This is a genomic window from Paenibacillus monticola (genome assembly GCF_009664975.1).
GTDB classification, from domain to species: domain Bacteria; phylum Bacillota; class Bacilli; order Paenibacillales; family Paenibacillaceae; genus Paenibacillus_AQ; species Paenibacillus_AQ monticola.
Genome location: NZ_WJXB01000003.1, coordinates 42339 through 63289, shown reverse-complemented (window position 1 = coordinate 63289; position 20951 = coordinate 42339). Strand labels below are relative to the sequence as shown.

Annotated in this window: 17 protein-coding genes and 1 pseudogene; 14 read left to right on the top strand and 4 right to left on the bottom strand. The window is 43.3% G+C overall.

The window, feature by feature from the left end; genetic code table 11:
• Positions 1 to 54 precede the first annotated feature (54 nt).
• The 3 genes from GJB61_RS09370 (at position 55) to map (ending at position 4647) form a co-directional block, all read left to right on the top strand.
• The gene (locus GJB61_RS09370) at positions 55 to 1914 is read left to right on the top strand and encodes an assimilatory sulfite reductase (NADPH) flavoprotein subunit (protein WP_154118259.1); all 1860 of its coding nucleotides are present in this window, start codon (positions 55 to 57) and stop codon (positions 1912 to 1914) included.
• Positions 1915 to 1961: 47 nt separating this feature from the next.
• Positions 1962 to 3686 (top strand): assimilatory sulfite reductase (NADPH) hemoprotein subunit, encoded by a 1725-nt coding sequence (cysI, locus tag GJB61_RS09365; RefSeq protein ID WP_154118258.1) that lies wholly within the window; start codon positions 1962 to 1964, stop codon positions 3684 to 3686.
• 214 nt (positions 3687 to 3900) lie between these two features.
• Entirely contained in the window at positions 3901 to 4647 is a 747-nt protein-coding gene (map, locus tag GJB61_RS09360) for a type I methionyl aminopeptidase (protein WP_154118257.1), read from the top strand.
• 117 nt (positions 4648 to 4764) lie between these two features.
• Here the strand turns inward: map and GJB61_RS09355 are convergent, their stop codons facing one another.
• Positions 4765 to 5169, bottom strand: a complete 405-nt coding sequence (locus tag GJB61_RS09355) for a CBS domain-containing protein (RefSeq protein WP_154118256.1) — start codon at positions 5167 to 5169, stop codon at positions 4765 to 4767.
• Between the two features lie 212 nt (positions 5170 to 5381).
• Between GJB61_RS09355 and GJB61_RS09350 the strand changes: the two are divergent.
• From GJB61_RS09350 to GJB61_RS09325, 7 genes and pseudogenes are all read left to right on the top strand, one after another.
• A pseudogene (locus GJB61_RS09350) lies at positions 5382 to 5755 on the top strand (TetR/AcrR family transcriptional regulator).
• A gap of 118 nt (positions 5756 to 5873) precedes the next feature.
• Positions 5874 to 6062: a hypothetical protein gene (locus GJB61_RS31610; protein ID WP_229521584.1), complete on the top strand. Its 189-nt coding sequence runs from the start codon at positions 5874 to 5876 to the stop codon at positions 6060 to 6062.
• Between the two features lie 61 nt (positions 6063 to 6123).
• The gene (locus tag GJB61_RS31605) at positions 6124 to 6309 is read left to right on the top strand and encodes an ABC-2 transporter permease (RefSeq protein ID WP_229521583.1); all 186 of its coding nucleotides are present in this window, start codon (positions 6124 to 6126) and stop codon (positions 6307 to 6309) included.
• Positions 6310 to 6626: 317 nt separating this feature from the next.
• Positions 6627 to 7199, top strand: a complete 573-nt coding sequence (locus GJB61_RS09340) for a TetR/AcrR family transcriptional regulator (RefSeq protein WP_154118255.1) — start codon at positions 6627 to 6629, stop codon at positions 7197 to 7199.
• An 88-nt stretch (positions 7200 to 7287) separates the two neighbouring features.
• On the top strand, positions 7288 to 8379 hold the full coding sequence (locus GJB61_RS09335; RefSeq protein WP_338115732.1) for a winged helix DNA-binding domain-containing protein: 1092 nt from the start codon (positions 7288 to 7290) through the stop codon (positions 8377 to 8379).
• On the top strand, positions 8357 to 9229 hold the full coding sequence (locus GJB61_RS09330) for a hypothetical protein (protein WP_195724296.1): 873 nt from the start codon (positions 8357 to 8359) through the stop codon (positions 9227 to 9229). The genes GJB61_RS09335 and GJB61_RS09330 overlap by 23 nt, the downstream gene beginning before the upstream one ends.
• A 55-nt stretch (positions 9230 to 9284) precedes the next feature.
• Positions 9285 to 9755 carry a heme-degrading domain-containing protein gene (locus tag GJB61_RS09325; RefSeq protein ID WP_229521582.1) on the top strand — a complete coding sequence of 157 codons (471 nt, stop codon included), beginning with the start codon at positions 9285 to 9287 and terminating at the stop codon, positions 9753 to 9755.
• A gap of 123 nt (positions 9756 to 9878) precedes the next feature.
• On the opposite strand, the gene GJB61_RS09320 is transcribed toward GJB61_RS09325, so the two are convergent.
• Both GJB61_RS09320 and GJB61_RS09315 read right to left on the bottom strand, forming a co-directional pair.
• Positions 9879 to 11144, bottom strand: coding sequence for an MFS transporter (locus GJB61_RS09320; protein WP_154118252.1), 1266 nt, complete (start codon positions 11142 to 11144; stop codon positions 9879 to 9881).
• Between the two features lie 45 nt (positions 11145 to 11189).
• On the bottom strand, positions 11190 to 12101 hold the full coding sequence (locus GJB61_RS09315) for a LacI family DNA-binding transcriptional regulator (protein ID WP_195724295.1): 912 nt from the start codon (positions 12099 to 12101) through the stop codon (positions 11190 to 11192).
• A gap of 188 nt (positions 12102 to 12289) precedes the next feature.
• On the opposite strand from GJB61_RS09315, the gene GJB61_RS09310 reads away from it, so the two are divergent.
• Positions 12290 to 12682, top strand: a complete 393-nt coding sequence (locus GJB61_RS09310) for an ArsR/SmtB family transcription factor (RefSeq protein ID WP_154118250.1) — start codon at positions 12290 to 12292, stop codon at positions 12680 to 12682.
• 70 nt (positions 12683 to 12752) lie between these two features.
• On the opposite strand, the gene GJB61_RS09305 is transcribed toward GJB61_RS09310, so the two are convergent.
• Positions 12753 to 13181 carry a VOC family protein gene (locus GJB61_RS09305; RefSeq protein WP_154118249.1) on the bottom strand — a complete coding sequence of 143 codons (429 nt, stop codon included), beginning with the start codon at positions 13179 to 13181 and terminating at the stop codon, positions 12753 to 12755.
• Positions 13182 to 13335: 154 nt separating this feature from the next.
• On the opposite strand from GJB61_RS09305, the gene GJB61_RS09300 reads away from it, so the two are divergent.
• From GJB61_RS09300 to GJB61_RS09290, 3 genes are all read left to right on the top strand, one after another.
• Positions 13336 to 14046, top strand: coding sequence for a hypothetical protein (locus GJB61_RS09300; RefSeq protein WP_154118248.1), 711 nt, complete (start codon positions 13336 to 13338; stop codon positions 14044 to 14046).
• A 212-nt stretch (positions 14047 to 14258) separates the two neighbouring features.
• Positions 14259 to 15419 carry a small-conductance mechanosensitive channel gene (locus GJB61_RS09295; protein WP_229521581.1) on the top strand — a complete coding sequence of 387 codons (1161 nt, stop codon included), beginning with the start codon at positions 14259 to 14261 and terminating at the stop codon, positions 15417 to 15419.
• 22 nt (positions 15420 to 15441) lie between these two features.
• A complete protein-coding gene (locus GJB61_RS09290; RefSeq protein WP_195724294.1) occupies positions 15442 to 20868 on the top strand; it encodes a diguanylate cyclase in 5427 nt (1808 codons plus the stop codon).
• The last annotated feature ends 83 nt before the right edge of the window (positions 20869 to 20951 follow it).

Here is a 20951-nt window from a genome sequence, read left to right as displayed (position 1 = left end):
ATGATGAAGTGATATGGAAAAAAACGATTTTATGTTTAGGAGAGGTGGATATTATTGCAACTACAAGTAACGAACAGTCCCTTTAACGAGAGTCAAGTTGAGCTTCTCAATCGCCTTCTGCCGTCCTTAACGGAATCACAGCAGATTTGGCTTAGCGGATATATAGCTGCACTAGGCTGGTCTGCTGCAGTAGCAACGGTTGGAACAGAACTACAAGCACTAGCAAGTCCGACAGTGGCTGGAAGCGTGGAAGTTCTTTCGGCAGCGGGCCAGCTTTCCAAAGAGGTAACCGTGCTTTTTGGTTCCCAAACCGGCAATTGCCAACGTCTGGCTACTAGCTTGTCCCGCAAGCTGGAAGAGCAGGGATTTCAAGTAACCTTAGCTTCAATGAACGGCTTCAAGCCCAATGGGTTGAAGAAACTTGAAAATCTGTTGTTACTGGTAAGTACCCATGGAGAAGGGGAGCCACCGGATAATGCCCGCACCTTCCACGAGTTTCTTTATAGCAAAAGAGCGCCACAATTGGAGAACTTGCGGTTCTCTGTATTGTCTTTGGGAGACACCTCTTACGAGTTCTTCTGCCAGACTGGCAAGGATTTCGATCAACGATTGAGTGAGCTTGGCGCAGAGCGGTTAAGCCCGCGTGTAGACTGCGATTTGGATTATGATGAGCCGGTAGCAGAATGGTTTGCGAGTGTTATAAATGCTTTGAACGGACGCCTGAATGCACCGGCAATAGCAGCAGAGGTGGTTCAGGCTGCTGAAGCCTCAGAGTCACAGGAAACGGAATACTCACGCAATAATCCCTTTAGAGCTGAGGTATTAGAAAATCTAAACCTGAATGGCCGCGGCTCCGATCGGGAGACTCGCCATCTGGAACTATCATTAGAAGGTTCTAATCTGCAATTCGAGCCCGGCGACTCGCTGGGCGTTTATCCTGAGAATCACCCTGAATTGGTCAAAGCTATTATTGAAGCTATGGGCTGGAACCCGGCTGAATCTGTTCCGTTCAATAAAAAAGGCGAAGAAGGCTCCTTGCTTGACGCGCTTTCCTATCATTATGAGATTACGGTATTAACTAAACCATTATTAGAGCAAGCCGTGCAGCTATCTTCCAGCAACGCACTCACCGAACTGTTGGCACCAGGCAAGCAGTCGGAGCTTAAGGAGTATATCCAAGGCCGCGATCTTCTTGATCTGATCCAGGATTTCTCCCCTTGGCAAGTGCCAGCCCGCATCTTTGTAACTATTCTGCGGAAGCTGCCTGCGCGTCTGTATTCAATTGCCAGTAGCTATAGGGCTAACCCGGATGAGGTTCACTTCACCGTGCGTGCTGTACGTTATGAGGCTCATGGTCGTGAACGTTATGGGGTCTGCTCCGTTCATTGTGCAGAACGTGTACCGTCTGGAAGTACCCTGCCAATCTACATCCAGCAGAATCCGAATTTCAAACTGCCGACTAATCCGGATGTTCCTATTATTATGATCGGACCTGGTACCGGTGTAGCTCCGTTTCGTTCCTTTCTGGAGGAACGCGAAGAGCTGGGCGCGGAAGGGAAGACGTGGTTGTTCTATGGAGATCGTCATTTCGTGACGGACTTCCTATATCAGACCGATTGGCAGAGAATGCTTAAAGACGGCGTGCTCAGTAAGTTGGATGTGGCCTTCTCCCGTGACACGGATGAGAAAGTATATGTACAGCACCGCATCTTAGAGAAGAGTCGGGAATTGTATGAATGGCTGCAACAAGGAGCTCATGTCTACATTTGTGGGGATGAGAAGCATATGGCACATGATGTTCATACAGCGCTGATTACAGTGATCCAGCAAGAAGGTGGTCTGTCCCCGGACGAGGCAACAGCATATTTGGAGACTATGCAGCAGGAGTTGCGTTATCAGCGTGACGTGTATTAATCATAGATCAAGTACAAGACAATTACCCCGGGAGGAGATAAGCAACAATGGCGAATAATGAAGTGGTGAAGCCCATCGGCGGGCCTCCTAGTGACGTCGAGCATATTAAGCTAGACAGTAATTACCTGCGGGGAGCGCTTGTTGAGACTTTGAGTAATCCGATTACCGGAGGTTTGCCTGAAGATGATAACAGGTTGTTAAAATTTCACGGGAGCTATATGCAGGATGATCGGGATTTACGGAACGAACGCGAACGGCAGAAGCTTGAGCCTGCCTTCCAGTTCATGCTGCGCGTAGTAGCACCTGGTGGTGTGGCTACACCTTCACAATGGCTGGTAATGGATGATCTGGCCCATAAATATGGCAATGGTACGTTGCGCCTGACGACCAGACAGGCTTTTCAAATGCATGGAGTTCTGAAATGGAACCTAAAAAAGACGATCCAGAGCATTAACGACACACTAATGACGACCTTAGCAGCTTGTGGGGATGTTAACCGGAATGTCATGAGCAACCCGAATCCGTATCAGTCGGAGGTGCATGCAGAAGTCTACGAATGGGCGCGCAGACTAAGCGATCACTTGTCACCGCGTACCCCTGCTTACCATGAAATCTGGCTGGATGGCGAAAAGGTCGTAGACAGCCTGGCAGATGGAGCAGAGGTAGAACCGATTTACGGTCCTGTATATCTGCCACGTAAATTTAAGATTGGCTTGGCGGTGCCTCCCTCTAACGATGTCGATGTATTCTCTCAGGATCTGGGTCTCATCGCTATTCTTGAAGAAGGAAAGCTGGTTGGCTTTAACGTTTCCGTAGGCGGCGGTATGGGCATGACTCATGGGGATACCAGCACTTATCCCCAACTGGGACGTATCATTGGTTTCTGTCGTTCGGATCAGATTATTGATCTGGCTGAGAAGACAGTTACGATCCAGCGCGATTACGGCAACCGTTCTGTCCGCAAGAATGCCCGGTTCAAGTATACAATTGACCGTCATGGGTTGGAATGGTTCGTAAGTGAACTGCATGAGCGCTTGGGCTGGCAGCTTGAAGCCGCACGCGACTATCATTTCGATCATAATGGAGACCGTTATGGCTGGGTGAAGGGCAGCAATGGCCGCTGGAATCTGACGCTATATGTGCAGAGCGGACGAATTCATGACCTTGGCGACTATAAATTAATGACTGGATTGCGGGAAATTGCCAAGATTCATACCGGTGATTTCCGCCTGACGCCAAACCAGAATCTGATCATCGCCAATGTGACCAGTACCAAGAAACGCAGGGTCGTTGAACTGGCCCAGCAATATGGGCTTACGGATGGTGCGCAGTTCTCTGCTTTGCGGCGCAGTTCGATGTCCTGTGTGGCGTTGCCAACCTGTGGACTGGCTATGGCTGAAGCTGAACGTTATCTTCCGGCTCTGCTTGATAAGCTGGAGCTGATCATAGACGAGGCAGGTCTGCGTGATAAAGAGATTGTTATCCGCATGACAGGCTGCCCTAATGGATGTGCAAGACCGGCTTTAGGCGAGATTTCCTTCATCGGGAAGGCTCCTGGTAAATATAATATGTACCTGGGAGCCGGCTTTACAGGTGACCGATTAAATAAGATCTACAAGGAAAGTATTGATGAGCAGGAGATCCTTGATACGCTCGGACCGATTATCCATCGTTATGCGAAGGAACGTCAGCAGGATGAGCATTTTGGTGATTTTGTGATCCGTACGGGGTATGTTCAAGCGGTCACTTCAGGAACTAATTTTCATGCTTGATTGAATATGTATGGATATAATCAAGTGGTATATACGAAGACCCGGATGTTCTGACCGGGTCTTCGTTGTGTACCAAGACTATACAAGAATAAAGAATTTTCATGATTTATTTGGATTTCTGACGTTTTTCTTACATAATATAGAGGAGTACCAAAAAAAACATAAAAAGAGCCATTATATTAAGTAATGTGTTCTGCACAGAAGAGGCGAAGTTATGATTATCATGAAAACGATGGAAGAGATCGAAAAAATGCGGGCTGCAGGAAAGATTCTGGCTGAATGCCATCGGCAAATCGAGCAAATGTTGAAACCTGGGATTACGACTTGGGAGATTGACCAATTTGCCGAGAAATTTATCCTGTCTCAAGGGGCGACTCCAGAGCAAAAGGGTTATAACGGCTATCCGTTTGCTACCTGCGCATCAGTGAACGATGTAATATGCCACGGGTTCCCGAAGCAGGAACCCCTTAAAGACGGAGATATCGTTACTATAGACATGGTAGTGAATCTAAACGGTTGGCTGGCTGACTCAGCCTGGTCTTACGGGATTGGAACAATCAGTGATGAGGCAGCCAAATTGCTGCTTACAACCAAGGAGTCTATGTTCAAAGGAATTGAACAGGCGGTTGCCGGCAACCGTATTGGCGATGTTGCTCATGCCATACAGGTATACGCTGAATCTAACGGCTTCTCTGTTGTACGCGACTTTATCGGACACGGTATCGGTTCGGATATGCATGAAGCACCAGAGGTTCCTCATTACGGACCGGCAGGCAAAGGACCACGCCTGAAAGAAGGCATGGTATTTACCATTGAGCCTATGCTGAACACCGGAAGTTACCGGACCAAGGTTGATGGTGACGGCTGGACGGCCCGTACCATTGATGGAGGCTTGTCGGCACAATATGAGCATACCTTAGCAATTACTCCACAGGGAACAATTATTCTAACAGAGCTGTAAAAGCTGATTATCCCTTAATAGATCACTGAAATACTGTGTGGCTTCGGCCCGATTAATCGTATTCATGCCTGGGCATGATGCGGGAAATCGGGCCGATTTGTATTTATAGAGTTACGTTTAATCCGTTATATTCCTCGTGTAATATTCAATAATATCTTTCCTGCGGATAATCCCGAGAAACACTCCAGAATCATCGATGACCGGAACAAAATTTTGATCCGCAGCCAAAGTGAGCATATCCTCCATTTGTGCGTTAATCAATACACTTTCATTATGAACATGCTTCTGGATTTCACTCACCATAACTTCCTGCATATTGTCAAAGGTTAGACCGGGTGTCTTTCTGAGCATCCATAACAGATCGCCTTCCGAGAGTGTACCAATATACTTTGCTTCAGCGTCAATAATGGGAATCGCCGTGTAGTGATGTTGTTCGAGCTGCTCCAAGGCCTGTAGCATAGACATCGAGGATGTAATGAAGGCCACTTGATCCTTAGGTAATAAAAAAGATGATATTTCCATAGGTTTTAGCTCCTTTAAACTAAATATTATTATGACTAATCTTACCATCAAACCTTATGGTGACCTATTATACAATATTGTAACCGCTTAAATGTAAATTTTAAATTAAATTGTTGTCATCTTAGTAGAGATATGTTAGATTGTTGTAGCTAGCTGACCAGATTCAAAATTTAGTCAATTTTCCGGCAGTTTAGAAAGAAGGGGTTAGAATTATGTCCATAGATCGCAAATCGTTAATCTTAACAGCAGCGACGCAATCCTTTGTGCAATTTGGTTATAAAGCAACCACAATGGACCAAGTGTCCAGAATCGCTAATGTGGGTAAAGGAACGATCTATACGTTCTTTAAAACCAAGGAAGATTTGTTTGAGGAAATTCTGGACAAGGCCTATCAAGAGTTAACTTCGCTGTCAGTAAGGGTGAAGTGAAACCTTGCGATTCAAGTATTACTGCCTTTATGATCCTGCGTTTATATTTGGCATTGACTACTGAATGGAATAAAACGCACGAACCGCTGAATAAAGACCAAATTAAAGATCATATGAGTTTATTTATTTCGAATGGTATTTTGAGTAGCTCTGAATAATTCCGCCTGCAAAGGCTTTTTTTAATAAAATAATGACCGTATTACGCATACAGTCAACTATTCATTTTCAACATAAAGGGTGTGTAAGGATGAAAGTATTTCGCATTTTTTGGAAGGTATGTTCGAACAGGTAGATACGATATCAGCAGGGCTAGGGGAAGCGGGCAATGGCGCGACGGAGTTGACGGAAGGGGCAGGCAAGCTGAAGGATGGTTTGTCCACCCTGAAGGAGAATTTAAACAAGCTTTCAACAGGTACAACAGGTCTTGCAAGCGGATTGAAGCTACTGTATAACGGCGCTGTATAGTTAAAGTATCCTTCAGGCGCTACTTTCAGATATTGTACTAATATATGTGCTGAAGCTTGAGGTGCACAACGTGGTACTGTTCTTCCTCTTCACCTTAATCGTCAGCTTTACCTTTAGTATGATTGTCCAGACTCTTGTCACTTGGCTGGACAATCCAGAAAGGTTCCTAGCGATCGTATTGATGATATTCCAGCTGACTTCGAGTGCGGGTACATTCCCGCTGGGACTGTTGCCAACGTGGATGTAGAAGATCAATCCTTTACTTCCCATGACGCACAGCATCGTAGGTTTCAAAGCGATCATAGGGAGCGGAGATTACGCATTAATGAGAGAACAGATCCTGTATTTGCTTATGGATGCGGTGATATTCCTTGCGCTTACGTTCTTATATTTGTCTTTCAGGTTCCTAAACGTAACCCTATTACAGCTGAAGAACTAACAGCATAATGAAGTTTAAGTCATTGAAGGCGACTCGTTAAGAGTCGTCTTATTTTGAATATAATTTTGAAAGTACAGTATGGGCTCGTCGTTGACATTAATTAAACGATCATTTATCATAATCTTATGAGACATAAGGATGATTCTAAGAACGAAGCGATTTTTCAAGCCACTATGGAGTTAATAAACGAAGTTGGACTCTCGGACATTTCAATGTCCAAGATCGCTAAGCGAGCGAATCTTTCTTCAGCGACAATTTACGTCTATTTTGCGAATAAGGAGGACATGCTCGTCAAACTTTATATCAATGTTAAGGAGAAGATGAGCAGACAAATGATTCATGAGCTTGATGACAGCTTATCCACACAAGAGTTATGTGAGCGGTTTATGAGGAACTCAATGAAGTTCATACTGGACAATAAAGATTATTTTATGTTTTTGGAGCAGTTTTCAACCTCGCCGCTCATGGACAAATTATGTCTTGAAGATACAGCGACGATGTTCATCCCTTTGCATGAGTTCATAGAGAAGGGTAAACAGAAAGGTGACTTAAAGCCACTAGATACAGTATTTTTGCTGACTTATTGTTACTTTCCTGTCACACAGTTGGCGAAGGCCCATTTCAAAGGACGGTTCGAAGCTAATGAAGATCGCTTGCAACAAATTATTCGGATGAGCTGGGATGCTATCAGATTGTGATACGATCGGGAGCTAGACACTAACTAAGAGTTGGTGTCTTTTGTTTATTCAGTTTTATAAATACAGAGCGTAATACAGGAGAGATACTGTGACTAATAAGATTATTGCGGATCGCCGCCTAAATAACCTGCTTATTGCTAGCTCCAAATTCCTGCGGCCTGAACAAGTTGTGCAGAAATTGGGTGCTCTGCAGGCGCAAGATTATATGCAGGTGATGTGGGCGATTGGTTTGCGTACACCCTCTGCGTCATTAACGGATATAGAGCGTGCAATAGCCGATCGCAAAATCGTTCTTACGTGGACGCTGCGTGGTACGATTCATTGTGTGCCGTCCGAAGATGTGAAATGGATGCTGCAGCTTGCAGGATCGCGCGTTGTGGGACAGGCCAAGAGCAGACTGGCTCAATTGGGGCTGGATACTAGAACGTTGGAGCATTGCCGGGAAATCATTTATGACGCATTAACAGGTGGGCGGCAGGTAGATCGTTCGGATCTGCTGCAACTGCTGGAGGATGCGAGTATCAGCACTGCAAGCCAACGTGGCTATCATATTTTGTGGCATTGTGCTTATCATGGTCTGATCTGTTTTGGGCCGGTGAATGGCAAGCAGCAAACTTTCGTGTTGCTGGACGAGTGGGTGCCCCATTCCCGTGACCTTTCTTTTGAGCAATCATTAGCAGAACTGGCGTTACGATATTTTAAAGCTCACGGGCCAGCGACCATTAATGACTTTGCTTGGTGGGCAGGCATAACACTTACAGATGCCAGAAGAGGTCTCGAAACAGTGAAAGGGGAACTCTTCTCCGAACAAATAGAAGGCCGCGAATATTGGATGACTACAGTCTCGGTAGCACAATCTTCTGATGATTTTGGTGTCTATCTGCTGCCGGGATTTGATGAATTTATTCTTGGTTATAAAGACCGCAGTGCTGTTCTTAAGCCGGAGACAGCTCCCCGGATTGTCCCTGGTAATAACGGTGTGTTTATGCCAACCCTTGTTGTGGACGGTCAAGTCATCGGGATATGGAAACGAACCTTTAAGAAAAAAGGGCTTGAGTTTGTGATTAGCCCTTTCGAACAGCTTGGTGACAATGAAGAAAGAGTGCTGCGGGCTGCTGAACGGTATGCTACCTTTATAGGGCTTCCGTTACTGAAGATTGACTTTGCTGACAGGGCATAGACGGGCAATAAGATTAGAGACCAATAGACTCAAGGGAGAAAATATGGATATCTATGGGTGTGACTTCAGCGGGGCCAAGAACCCGGAGGGAAAGATTTTTGTTACAAGAGGCAAGCTTATAGGAAATGAATTATCTATAGAAGAAGTCATCAGCTGCGAGGATCGCTTGGATTTATTGTACTTGATAAAGAAGACCTCAGCACCTTGGGGATTGGATTTCCCTTTTGCTATTCCTATGCATCACTTGCAGAGTCACTATTCCTCCTCGTGGGCAACATTTATTCAAGAAGCTTATAGCGATACAAGAGAGCAGTTTAAGAGTCGATTTGGAACAGTACATAGTGGTAAAAGTGATATAGATCTTAGGGAAACCGATATTGCCGTGAATGGAAAAAGTCCAATATCTGCAACACCAATCGCTATGAATGGGATGTTATACGGTGGACGCAAGCTACTATTTAATTTGCAAAAGGAAGTTTCTATTTATCCGTTTACGTCATATAAAAAGGAGGGTTCGCATCTGTATGAGGTTTATCCAAGCCACCTGTGGAAAACCTTGCACCTCAAAAGTAATGATGCAGCTACATTTGAAGCTATGAATGCTAACTTCAAAACACAAATAGATAAAAGCTTTAACCTTTCTATTACCCCGCAAGCTATACAAGGAACGCTTAATGCAAATGGAGAGCCGAATCTTCACGGAATGGATTCTATCATGGCTTGTATTGTGATGGCTTATTGCATTTTTAAATACGATATAGACAATAACTGGGAGGGTTGTCCCTCATTTGCCACGGAACAGGAATGGGATCACAGTTCGCAGGAAGGATTAATTCTTAGAGTGAAGTGAATCTGTCTGTTATAATTGAAAAGATTCTGATACTTGATAAAGGATGTGTTTATGCTTGGAGAATTATACCGAATTAGCAGAGCAAATACTTCAGCAAGAAAGCGATTTACAGTTCGTCGAGTTTAGTAATCAATCAGCAATTCAAATTGGAAATGCTATTCTGGAAAGAGCAACGAATGGGGATAAGCTAATCGCTGTTGATATTAGAAAAAATGGACAAGTGCTGTTTCATGCGAAAATGGAAGGAACCGGACCTAACAATGATCGCTGGATTGATCGCAAAATCAATGTCGTCAATCATTTTGGACATAGCTCCTATTACATGCATGTACTATATAAATCATGGAACACCACGATTGAGGAGAGTGCATTCGTAGATCCCATGGATTATGCGGCCGAAGGCGGAAGCTTTCCTATAATTATCAAAAATGTTGGACATATCGGAACAATCTCCGTATCGGGTCTAGAGGGTCATGAAGATCATGGGTTGATCATCGCTGTGTTAGAGGATTTTTTGAAATGCTGATCACTGTAGCTATGATCGTTAAGAATGAATCGCGGTAGTTCCGAGGAATCGCCTAGTATTTTGGAGTGATAGTATCCCGGTATTACCGGGATACGCTGCAGTAAGATCGCACGATCATTCTCACTAATGATAGGTGCGGATAATCTTCAACTTGGCGAAAGCCAAGATGGAAAAAAGCAGAAGCAAAATTCCAAGTGAGCTCATAATTGAACGGGGTCCAAATATATCGGAATAATACGAAACGATAGCCAGACCCACCGAGGGAGCTACGCTCATAATGGACCCTAACACCCCGAATACCCTGCCCTGAAGTTCTTCGGAAACTTCGAGCCTAAGAATAATATTGATCAGCAGTGTACAGAACGAGAACATAAAGCCGATGAGAAGAATCACGGGAATAGCTACAATAGCAGTGTTAATTAATGATAACAGTATATACATAGGACCGATCGTCAACAAACTAGCAATGACCACCCCACCCCGATTTTTAATGCGATAACCCCATAGCAGGATAATACCCGAACCGATCATATAACCAAGCGGAATACAAGATTCCATGAGACCAAATTGAAACGGATTGGCTTTCCAGACTTTAACGGCCATCACTTGAGTAAGCATTAAGGATGGCATAAAGAAAAGGGTAAGCGTAGGCAACATGATCATAATGGCTTTGGCAAACGGAAATCTCCAGATATAGAGAATGCCAGCGATCAAATCGTCGATAAATTTCTTTTTTTCTTTCGGCGAATGATTGATACTCGATGGCGACGGAAAAGATCCAGCGCTAAGAACGAGAAGGAAGGAGATCAGAAAGGTAACCCCATCCAGAATAATAGCGTCAGCTGCGCCGAAAGTGGCCACGAAAATCCCCCCAGCCGAGAATCCGATCGTTCGGCAAATGTTCTCCGAAAGATTAATCAGACCCACTGCTTTTTGAATCTGTTCTTTGCCGACAACATTGATAATAGATGACTGATAGGCAGGAGATTGAAATAATGCCGATGTGGTAATTAGCCCGGTCAACAAGGCCACGACAACAAAAGGAGACAATGGTAAGGAAATAAAAAATGCCAATACCAGAACGAATCCAAAACTGATCAGATCAGTAATCAACATGATAGTTCTGCGATTGATCCTGTCTGCAAACGTGCCGGCTATAGATCCAAGGAAGGAGCTGAGCAAAAGATTCGTCACTGTAACAACAGCCATCAATTTGGCACTGCCGGTTGTCTGAAGGATCCATAAGCTTAAGGCGATACTGTGAAAGGTGTTGCCAAACAGAGAAATGGAGTAAGAGCAGAGAAGCAGCAGGAATTGCCTGTTTCTCCATACCGTAGGGTAGGACTGAACGGCAGCTGGGTTTTGGCTTGTTAAAAGTGGTTCTTGCAATGTAATTCCCCCTCAACTTAAACGTTTAAGTTACAGTGAAAAAAATTATTTAATATAATATCTATTTATAGCTTGAACCGAATAATCGACATTCTGCAATAGATCCTCCATCAATGCAAATGCAGCTGCAGCCTTGTCTTCTTTGAATACAATTTTATGAGTGATCTCTGTCAAAATTTCCGGACAAGAACAGGTACAAATAACACTGATGTGCTCGAATACACCAGCTTTCTCAATGTGATTACCTATAAATTCATTGATAACTATAGCCTTTTTGTACGTATTCCGGTTTAAGACCGCGTTCAGCTCATCCAGGTCATGAATGATGAAGATTGCCTCTTGGGGCAAGGGGATATCAGCCATAATTGCCAGAGTTAAGGCGGAATTATTGTAAGACTCCATGATTAAGCATGTCTGAGCAGGGCCTTCCAGCAGGGCTGCTTGCAGCACTGAGTGGTAATCGAAGAGGACTTGTTTAAACAACTTATCCTCAATGAGGCTGTCGATCAAGATCAAGGGAACACCTTCAATGAAATGTGTAGAGATGGAGTAGAAGGCATCATCCTTCACATCTATTAGAAATACAGCCTCCAGCTTCCTTTCTACGATGATATCCAGGGAAGGATGATCTGCGTCCAAAGTATATAGAAGTGTATGGTAGCCAGCTTTTGTTAAGTATCTCTCCAAAGCCTCAATAAATGAAAAATAATTATGGCGCTTCCAAAAGGGCATGTTCGCAGAGGTGTTTATAAGAACCCCGACGAGTCCCGTTTTCTTCTTGCTGAGTGAGCGAGCCGCCAGATTTGGGATGTAATTGAGTTCTTTTACCAACTGCATGATTTGACATCGCGTTTTCTCCGGGATCGTCTGGTTCTCAACATTGTTAAGAACATAGCTTACAGTTGCTACAGAAACATTAGCCTCACGTGCGATATCCTTCATGGTTATCTTTTTCAATGTAAGAGTCTCCCTAGTATATTTAATATTACTAAAGATTAACATTTCATTCGAGAAAGAGTCAAGAGATCAAGTAAAGCTCCGAATCTAGTATTTTTATCGTGGATATTGATATATTTGGGAATATATTGTAATCTTAGCTTAATCGGTTAAGTTAACTCACTTTAAGAAGTAGGAGGCTTATATAAATGCAAAATGTTGCATTATATCCGTTCAATAAAATCACACAAGGCATTATTCGGTTTAGGGATTTGACAGACTTTTCCGTGAAAGTTGTAATTGATTTTGTTCTCCATCAGGATAGCGATGCGGGGCAGCTTATTGAAGACAGGAGGGTGACTGTGATCACTGGGCATTATCCAATGACAAGGACGGCGGTCTCCAAACATCTGCATATTTTGGAAGAAGCAGGGCTTCTCAAGGAGCGAAAGGTCGGCCGCGAAACGCGTTATAGCTTGGTGCTTGGCCCGCTTCAGGATGTGCAATCATGGCTGGTTTACTTCGAAAGATTCTGGGATAACAAGCTGAATGTGCTGAAGCATCTCGTAGAGAGCCCCGCAGACGATCCTGTCCAAGACTAAGCATACAAAAGGACTGCCATCTGGCAGTCCTTTAATTTAAATTATAATATATTACATGGTTTATATAAAGTTACATTCCGAACTCACCAGTGTCATAACTAAGCTGCCACTCTATGCCAAATTTATCCGTAAGGCTCCCGTAGCATTTACTCCAAAAGGTTTCTTGAAGTTCCATCCCGACCTTGCCGCCTTCTTTGAGCTTAGGAAACCAGGCTTTGATCTTTGCCTCATCCGCAGTGACCAATGACAAGCTGATATTGTTGCCTTGAATAAATGGCATGCCAGGAAATACATCAGAGAACATGACGTTGCTTCCATCAATGTTTAGCCGAGTATGCATGACTAAGGATTTCGCTTCTTCAGGCAGCGGGTATTCCGGGTTGGGCGGGCTTTCTCCAAAGGTCATGATTTGCGGTTGTCCTGTTTCAAAAACCTGTGCGTAGAATTCCACGGCTTCACGACAGTTACCGTTAAAATTGACATAAACATCTACTGACATTTACTCACTCCTACAAAGTTATTTTTGGACAAGGGTTCATTTCCAATCTATAGCATTTCCCGCTCAATGGCAAATCATTAATATGCCTTTCTTTTGAGCTGTACTTTAAAATGTGGGATAATAGGTTATATTGATTTGAAGGGTGAGAAGTGAGATGAACTATCCGTTTGCTATTGGGCCTATTATAGTACAAGATTTCAGCAGTGAAGATGAGCTCATTGATAGATGTAAGGAATGGAATCTATTGTCCAATACAGCTACCAAGCCCAAAACATATCTGTATAAGGGGTATGGCTTGATTTTACCTTGCGAGATTGTGGGTTATGTGGATAACATGACGGTTGTTGTGCAATTTGAAAATAACCAGCGGCATTGCATTCACCCGTCGTATCTAAAAGAAATGCAAACGGCTGGTTTTGGACAAAGAGGCGCCACAGCTTCTGACTCAGCAGACCCCGTTGACATGTTAGAGTTGTCTGACGACGTAGAAGAGGAAATAGCTGAGGTAGTAGAAGTAGCGAAAGTAGCGAAGGAAATACCCGGAAAACCTGCAAAAGCTAAGAAGCAAGTTGTGGAGTTACCTGAAGATAAATTACAGATGACGGCGATCGTAAAGGAGTTTGCGACAGTGCCTAATCATTTCTCCGATAATGATGATGAAGTGATCATTTATGGGGGAGTATCCGTGGAAGGTCAGGAGCTTGCGATTGATGAAGTCTGGTCAAGCCATAGTGCAACGCTAAAAAAACTGGAACTTCAGGTGGGGGACCGAGTCTCTTTTGAAGCAAAAGTAGTGGCCAAGAAGCTCACTCAACATCCAGTGAAATATAAAATTAATAATCCAGCAAAAATGAAAAAAGTATGATCATTTGCAATAGGATTCGTCCCAAGACACTGACCCCCCGTCAGTGTCTTTTTCCTCATATAATGTTTTACCTCAAGGGCAATCTGCAAGCAGGAAAAAACTGAGCGGATATCGAATGTTACATATTTAATATATACAAATTTCGACTTCGAAAAATAAATTACTACATATTGTTAACGAACATATAATTTGGTATTTAGAGGAGTCAAAAGATGATGAAATCCTGGAAAAAAAAGTTTATTCTTATTCTAACCTTTGGTTTAATCTTTATCCTGCCATTGATTGGAAGTCTGGTTAAATGGGGTGGCTTGCCAGCAGGTTATGGTGATTTTCCGGCGCAAAAAGTTGAGAATGACCCGGGATTTAGTTTACTATATTTCTCTTTAGCGGTCATTGTGGCATTGTTCATTACGTTGTTTTTGGTCTTTCCGAAGCTTTTTGGATTTAAAAATATTCCTGAATCCAGTACGGAGCCGAAACTCAAGACAGAATTTCCCGTCTGGTTCTGGTGGAGCTTGCCCGTGCTTGGAATTAGCTGGTTTTTAATGTGGGCACGAATCAAGGTACATATATCTCTGGAATATTATACATTTGTCCCGTTATGGTGGGCTTTTATCTTGATTCTAGATGGAATTGTCTATAAACGGACTAACGGATTCTCTCTTGTCTCCAAGAAACCACACATCATGCAACTGCTGGCTGTTGTTTCCTGCTTCAGCTGGTTTGCCTTCGAGTTTCTAAATTTCTTTGTCATTGAGAACTGGTATTATCCCAACAATGAAGTGTTCTCTAACTTTGGAAATGTGTTTTGGTTCTCCTTGTCCTATACCACTGTTCTACCGGCGATTGTGGAATGGTATTTGCTATTGAAGACGTTCAAACTATTTAGAAATCGCTATCGCAACGGTCCCAAATTGTCTGTGTCCAGAACCTTTCTGCTGATCTATTATGTGATAGGGCTAATTCTGGCTTTTGGAATGGGGTACTATCCATATTTGCTCTTCTGGGTACTATGGGTTGCTTTGGTTCCCATGCTCTCCGCCGCCATGGCTCTGACTGGTTACTGGACTCCATTTACTCCGATTAAAGATGGCGATTGGTCCAAAACTGTTTTATTCGCTCTAGCCACCCTGTGTAACGGTTTCTTCTGGGAGTTCTGGAACTTCGGAAGTGAATGGTTCCACGACTCCATGCCTACTAACCCGAACTATTGGAAGTATTCTGTTCCTTATCTTGATAAGATACATATTTTCTCGGAGATGCCCCTATTAGGTTACTTCGGGTATCTGTTTTTTGGAATTAACTGCTGGATTATCTGGTTGATTGCCGCATATGTTTTTGATTTTGATGCTGATTTTGAAGTAAAGGGATAGAACAGCTAAAGGTGGAATGGGTATGATTGCCATTGATAATTATCAAATACTGGAGACCTTTTCGGATCATTGCGGAAAATCGGTCTACAGATGCAGGGATGCCATTTCTCAGGAAACGTACATCTTAAAAGTATTAAAATCGGAATTTGCCGGACACGAAGAGGTTATGCGCTTTAAGCAGGAATATAAAATGCTTAAAGAGCTGAGTGAAAGTGACCAGGGAGTGATTAAACCCTTTAAACTGGAAGAACAAAATGGCTTTTATTTCATGGTACTGGAGGATATTCGCGGTCGGTCGCTAAAAAGAATTATGGCTGATGAAAGGCTCGATTTGGATACTCTTTTGAAGTTCACCATCAAGCTTGTTGAAATCTTAGGGGCCGTACATGAACAGAATATTATTCATAAGGACATTAAACCTTCCAATATTATCTGGAATAGAGAACAAGATGTGGTTCAGGTAATTGACTTTGAACTTGCGGTAAAACTAACCAAAGAAAAACAGGAATTTCAAAATAGTGGTGTAATGGAAGGTAGTCTGCTATATATTTCTCCTGAACAAACGGGCAGAATGAATCGGAATGTAGATTACCGGACGGATTATTATTCTCTGGGTGTATGTTTGTATGAGATGGTGACGGGGATCAAACCGTTTGAATCAGAAGAGATGCTGGAGCAGATTTATTCCATTATTGCCAAAGAAGCAATATCGCCTGTTACAGTAACTGATGGTAAGGTTTCCAAATCTCTATCCGCCATTATTATGAAACTTTTGGAGAAGTCATCCGAAGACAGATATAGAAGTGCCTACGGAATTAAAGCCGATTTACAGAAATGCCTTGCGGGGCATGAGGATTTTGAGATTGGCATAGAGGACAGACTAAATATTTTTCAGATTCCACAGACCATATACGGCAGGGAAGAGGATATGAAGGTTCTGGTCGATGCCTTCCGAAGAAGTCTCAGGAGCAATCCACAAATTATGCTTGTCTCTGGTGATGCTGGTGTTGGCAAAACTGCAATGGTACATGAGCTACATAAATATATTAGCCAGGAAAAAGGGTTGTTTGCGGAAGGGAAGTTTGACCAATTCAATAAAAACATTCCTTACAGCGCGATCATTCAGGCTTTCCGAAGGTTGATTAGCCAGCTCATGAGTGGTTCAGATGAAAAGTATAAGAGTAGTGTGAAAACATCTTTAAAAAGGGCTCTGAACGGAAATGGTACGTTAATCACGGGCCTCATTCCCGAACTTGAGAAATGGATTGGTATTCAGCCGGAAATCGAGCATTTGAATCCCGCAGAAGAAACCAATCGTTTTTTCATGACTTTTGCTCATTTTATTGAGGGTATTTCCGCTCTTGAAAAGCCCTTGGTCTTATTTCTGGATGACGTTCAGTGGGCCGATGTGTCCACCATGCAGCTGGTACAAAAATTGGTTCTCGATAATCATTTGCAAAGATGCTTTATTATATGTTCTTATCGCCAGGATGAGATTACCCAAGGCCATCCTCTGTTTATCTCTATGGAAAAAATTGAAGCAAGCAGGGAAGTTGGGCAGATTAGGTTGAATTCTCTGTCCGCACGTAATGTGGAAAGCTTAGTGGCGGATACACTATTCACCGATTCCAGCAGGGTAAAGGAACTCGCAGAGATTATTTACATAAGAACCAAAGGGAACTCTTTCTTCGTAAATGAGTTTTTCAAGGACCTATATAGAAACGGATATGTATTCTTTGATGATCTGCAGGGTGTCTGGAACTGGGATCTGGATCAAATCATGAATTTGCATGTCAATGACAACATTGTCGATTTTCTGATGCGGAAACTGAAGAATATGCCGGAGGATGTTCGGAAGATTATGATGTTGGGTGCAGCCATCGGCGATAAGTTTGATTTCAATCTGCTCTCTTTGATTGGAGAAGAAGAAAGAGAATTTATTGCCGGGTCCTTAATAAAAGCTGTGGAAGAAGATATCCTCATTCCGACGGATTCTAATTACTCCATGTTATCTGCTTTGATAGAGGAAAAAGAAGAGGTTGCGGAGCGGCTGCATATTCGCTTCAGATTTCAACATGACCGGATTCAGCAGGCTTTCTATCAGATGCTTGATACTGAAACAAGCAAACAGCTGCACCTGACGATTGGAAGACTGATGCAGAAACATCTGTCTCCTGAAGAAACAGAAGAAAAAATAGTGGATATTGCTACACATATGAATAAAGGAATCCAGTACATCAGCGAAAAAGATGAAATTACCCAAGTTATTCAGCTTAACCTGAAGGCCGCCAGAAAGGCAAAGGCCGCCTTTGGCTATGATTCGGCGTTTGTTCTTTTGGAGGCGGTACTGAGCCTTTTGACGACAGAGAACTCCTGGCTAGAAGATGAGCGGCAAACTGCAGAAATCTATCAGTTATACTCCGAATGCGGATATCTCACCCAGCATATTGAAGCCGCTGATCGGACTTGTGCAGTACTGCTTAGGCATACACATAATAGCTTCGCCATTGCGCAGATCTACGAAATGCAGGCTAATCATTATACTTATCTGGGAATGATGAAGGAATCGATAAACTCCGGTAGGTTGGGACTGCAGGCATTAGGGATTAAGATCCCGAAGAAGGTCGGAATGCCACTCGTTCTAAAGGAATTCATGAAAGTAAAAGCCAGCCTGAGAGGAAGAACTCTTGAGGAGATTCTGGCGAAACCGGAAATTACGGACCCTGAAGTAAGGCTCATTATGAGACTGTTGATCAACTTTATTCCGCCGACCTTTATCTCGGGAGAAACCGCACTCTTTGGTTTTGTGGTACTGAAAAAGGTTGGTTTGACATTGAAATACGGGAATTCTCCCGAATCTGCCCTTGCTTTTATCGGTTATTCCATATTGCTTTCTGGATTTGGCGACCTCAAAGGAGCCTTCGATTTCGGCAGGCTGGGCCTCAGGATAAACGATAAATTTAATGATCTGCAGTGGAAGGGGGCGGCGCATGTATTATACACGCTATTCTGTCACACTTGGACTGAACCTTGGGACACGTTGCAGGACTTGTACAAAACTTCTATTGAATCTAGCCTGAGAGCTGGGGATTGGCTATATCTTGCCCACTCTTGTTTTTATGTGAATCTCTGGAATCCGACAATGGACATCGCTACCAATCTTCAGGAAAGCGGCAGAACCATTGCCATGATCGAGAATACCAAATACAAGGAAGCTTTAGCCACAGCCAAGTTAGCCAGGCAGCAGCTTCTCGGTCTGGCCGGTGAACTTGCGGACAACCGTTCTTTTAATGACGCCGATTTCAATGAAGAGGCTTATGTAAGGCAGCTTGAAGAGGCGAAGTACTATTCAGGGATCGCTATTTATTATATTTACAAAATGAAACTGCTATTCACCTATGAAAGCTATAAAAGTGCGTTAGTGTATATCGATAAAGCCTATAAAATTATAGGTACCCTTGCCGGTTCAGCCTTTATGGAGGAGTTCGCGCTGTATACATTCCTGAACCTGGCATATTGCTATAAGGACTTAAGTGCGATGGATCAAGTCAAAGCAAGGACAAGAATGCGGAAAGAATATGGCAGGGTGAAGAAATGGGCGAAGCATAACCCGGGAAATTTCAAGCAGCATGAGTATCTGCTGCAAGCAGAATGGGCAAGAATCTCTGGGAAGCAAGAGTTGGCTGGCAGATTCTATGATCTGGCGATCGAGACCAGCGAACAAGGCGATTTTGTCAGGTATAAGGCACTGACGAATGAGCTGGCTGCAAAATTTTACTACAACAAGAATTTCAAGGAGTTTGCCACCTATCTACTCAGACAGGCACTTTACTACTATTCCGTTTGGGGGGCCAAAGGAAAGATCAGGCATTTGAATGAGCAATATCCGGACACCGTGAACCAAATAGTCAACAAGCAATTTTTGCACGGGAGAACCATCACGGATTTTACGGAAAATATCGATTTAAATTCGATGATTATGGCTTCGCAGGCGATATCGAAGGAAATTGAGTTAAACAACCTGCTGGAAGCGTTAATGGAGATCGTGATTAAAAATGCCGGAGCCCAAAGAGGCTGCATTCTGATGAGATCCAGCTCCAGCTTGCTTGTAGAGGGTGAGTATAAATCGGAAGAGGACAAAGTAACTGTACTGATGCATGAGAATGTACAGTTTAACAATTTACCGGAGTCCATTTTAAAGGCAGTAGAGGAAAGTAAGGAATCCTTAATTTACAATGATGCTTTTTCCGAAACCCACTTTGTCAACGATCCCTATATTGTGAAATTTCGACCGAAATCGCTGGTCTGTATGCCATTGCTTAATCAAAACAAAGTCATAGCTATCATCTATCTGGAGAATAATCTGGTGACAGGTGTATTTACGAAAGAGCGGATGAGAATTATTAATCTTTTGTCAAGGGAAATGGTTTTTTCACTCGAGAACGCCAGCCTGTATTCTGACCTGGAACGTTCTGAGGAGAAGTACCGTGAACTTGTAAACAATATGGTGGACGGTATATTTATTGCTCAAGATGAGAAGTGCATGTATGTGAATACGGCCTTGGCTCAGATGTTGGGTTATGAAATGGAAGAGATGCTCGAACAGCCTTTCCGGAATTTTGTTAGTCCCGACGATCGTGATCAAATTATGCACTATTACGAGAGAAGAGTTGAGGGCAAGAACGCTCCCATCGAGTATGAAACAAAGTTAATCCATAAGGATAAAATTCAGGAAGTTGTTGTGATTCATAAGGTGACCTTAATCAATTATAGGAATAAACCGGCTATTCAGGGAACCGTAAAGGATATTACCGAGCGGAAGAAGGCGGAAGTAGAACTTAAGCGCCATAAGGAACATCTGGAAGAGCTGGTGGGAGAGCGCACCCGTGAACTGGAACTGAACAATGAGGAGCTAAATAAATACATTCAGTTGATCGAGAAGATATCCATTACCGATGAGCTGACAGGCCTCTACAATCGAAGACATTTCAATAAAATATTCCAGGAAGAAGTAGAAAAAGCCGCTAGCGAAAGGGAATATCTGACCTGTATCATGCTCGATATTGACCATTATAAAAAATATAATGATACGTATGGTCATTATGAGGGCGATGAGGTATTACGCAAGCTTGGCAAAAAAATCAAAGAGCTTGCCGGGCCAGCCGATGATTTCGTGTTTCGATTAGGTGGAGAAGAGTTTGGGTTGATTATCACGGGGATCACTCAGGAAGAGTCCTATGAATATGCCGAAGGAATTAGAAGAAGTATTGAAAGTATGGGCATTGAGCATGCAACAAGCCCCTCATCCGGGGTTATAACGGTTTCCGTGGGTGTTGCTGCGGTGAAGGTTGATGGCCTCAGAGAAGAGGATATCTACAAGCTGGCTGATGAAGCTCTTTATCAATCCAAAACAAGCGGCAGGAACCGTGTGACTTTATTTGAAAATTGATTATATCCTGTTAACTTAGAAAAGCTGTCCTCTCTGTAGAAACTTCTACATAGGGGACAGCTTTTCTTGTGAGGCAACGAAAT

Excerpts from the sequence above, each read along its gene's own strand:
- cysI (WP_154118258.1), top strand. The coding sequence starts at position 1,962 with ATGGCGAATAATGAAGTGGTGAAGCCCATCGGCGGGCCTCCTAGTGAC.
- map (WP_154118257.1), top strand. The coding sequence starts at position 3,901 with ATGATTATCATGAAAACGATGGAAGAGATCGAAAAAATGCGGGCTGCA.
- GJB61_RS09355 (WP_154118256.1), bottom strand. The coding sequence starts at position 5,169 with ATGGAAATATCATCTTTTTTATTACCTAAGGATCAAGTGGCCTTCATT.
- GJB61_RS31610 (WP_229521584.1), top strand. The coding sequence starts at position 5,874 with ATGTTCGAACAGGTAGATACGATATCAGCAGGGCTAGGGGAAGCGGGC.
- GJB61_RS09340 (WP_154118255.1), top strand. The coding sequence starts at position 6,627 with ATGAGACATAAGGATGATTCTAAGAACGAAGCGATTTTTCAAGCCACT.
- GJB61_RS09310 (WP_154118250.1), top strand. The coding sequence starts at position 12,290 with ATGCAAAATGTTGCATTATATCCGTTCAATAAAATCACACAAGGCATT.
- GJB61_RS09305 (WP_154118249.1), bottom strand. The coding sequence starts at position 13,181 with ATGTCAGTAGATGTTTATGTCAATTTTAACGGTAACTGTCGTGAAGCC.
- GJB61_RS09300 (WP_154118248.1), top strand. The coding sequence starts at position 13,336 with ATGAACTATCCGTTTGCTATTGGGCCTATTATAGTACAAGATTTCAGC.
- GJB61_RS09295 (WP_229521581.1), top strand. The coding sequence starts at position 14,259 with ATGATGAAATCCTGGAAAAAAAAGTTTATTCTTATTCTAACCTTTGGT.
- GJB61_RS09290 (WP_195724294.1), top strand. The coding sequence starts at position 15,442 with ATGATTGCCATTGATAATTATCAAATACTGGAGACCTTTTCGGATCAT.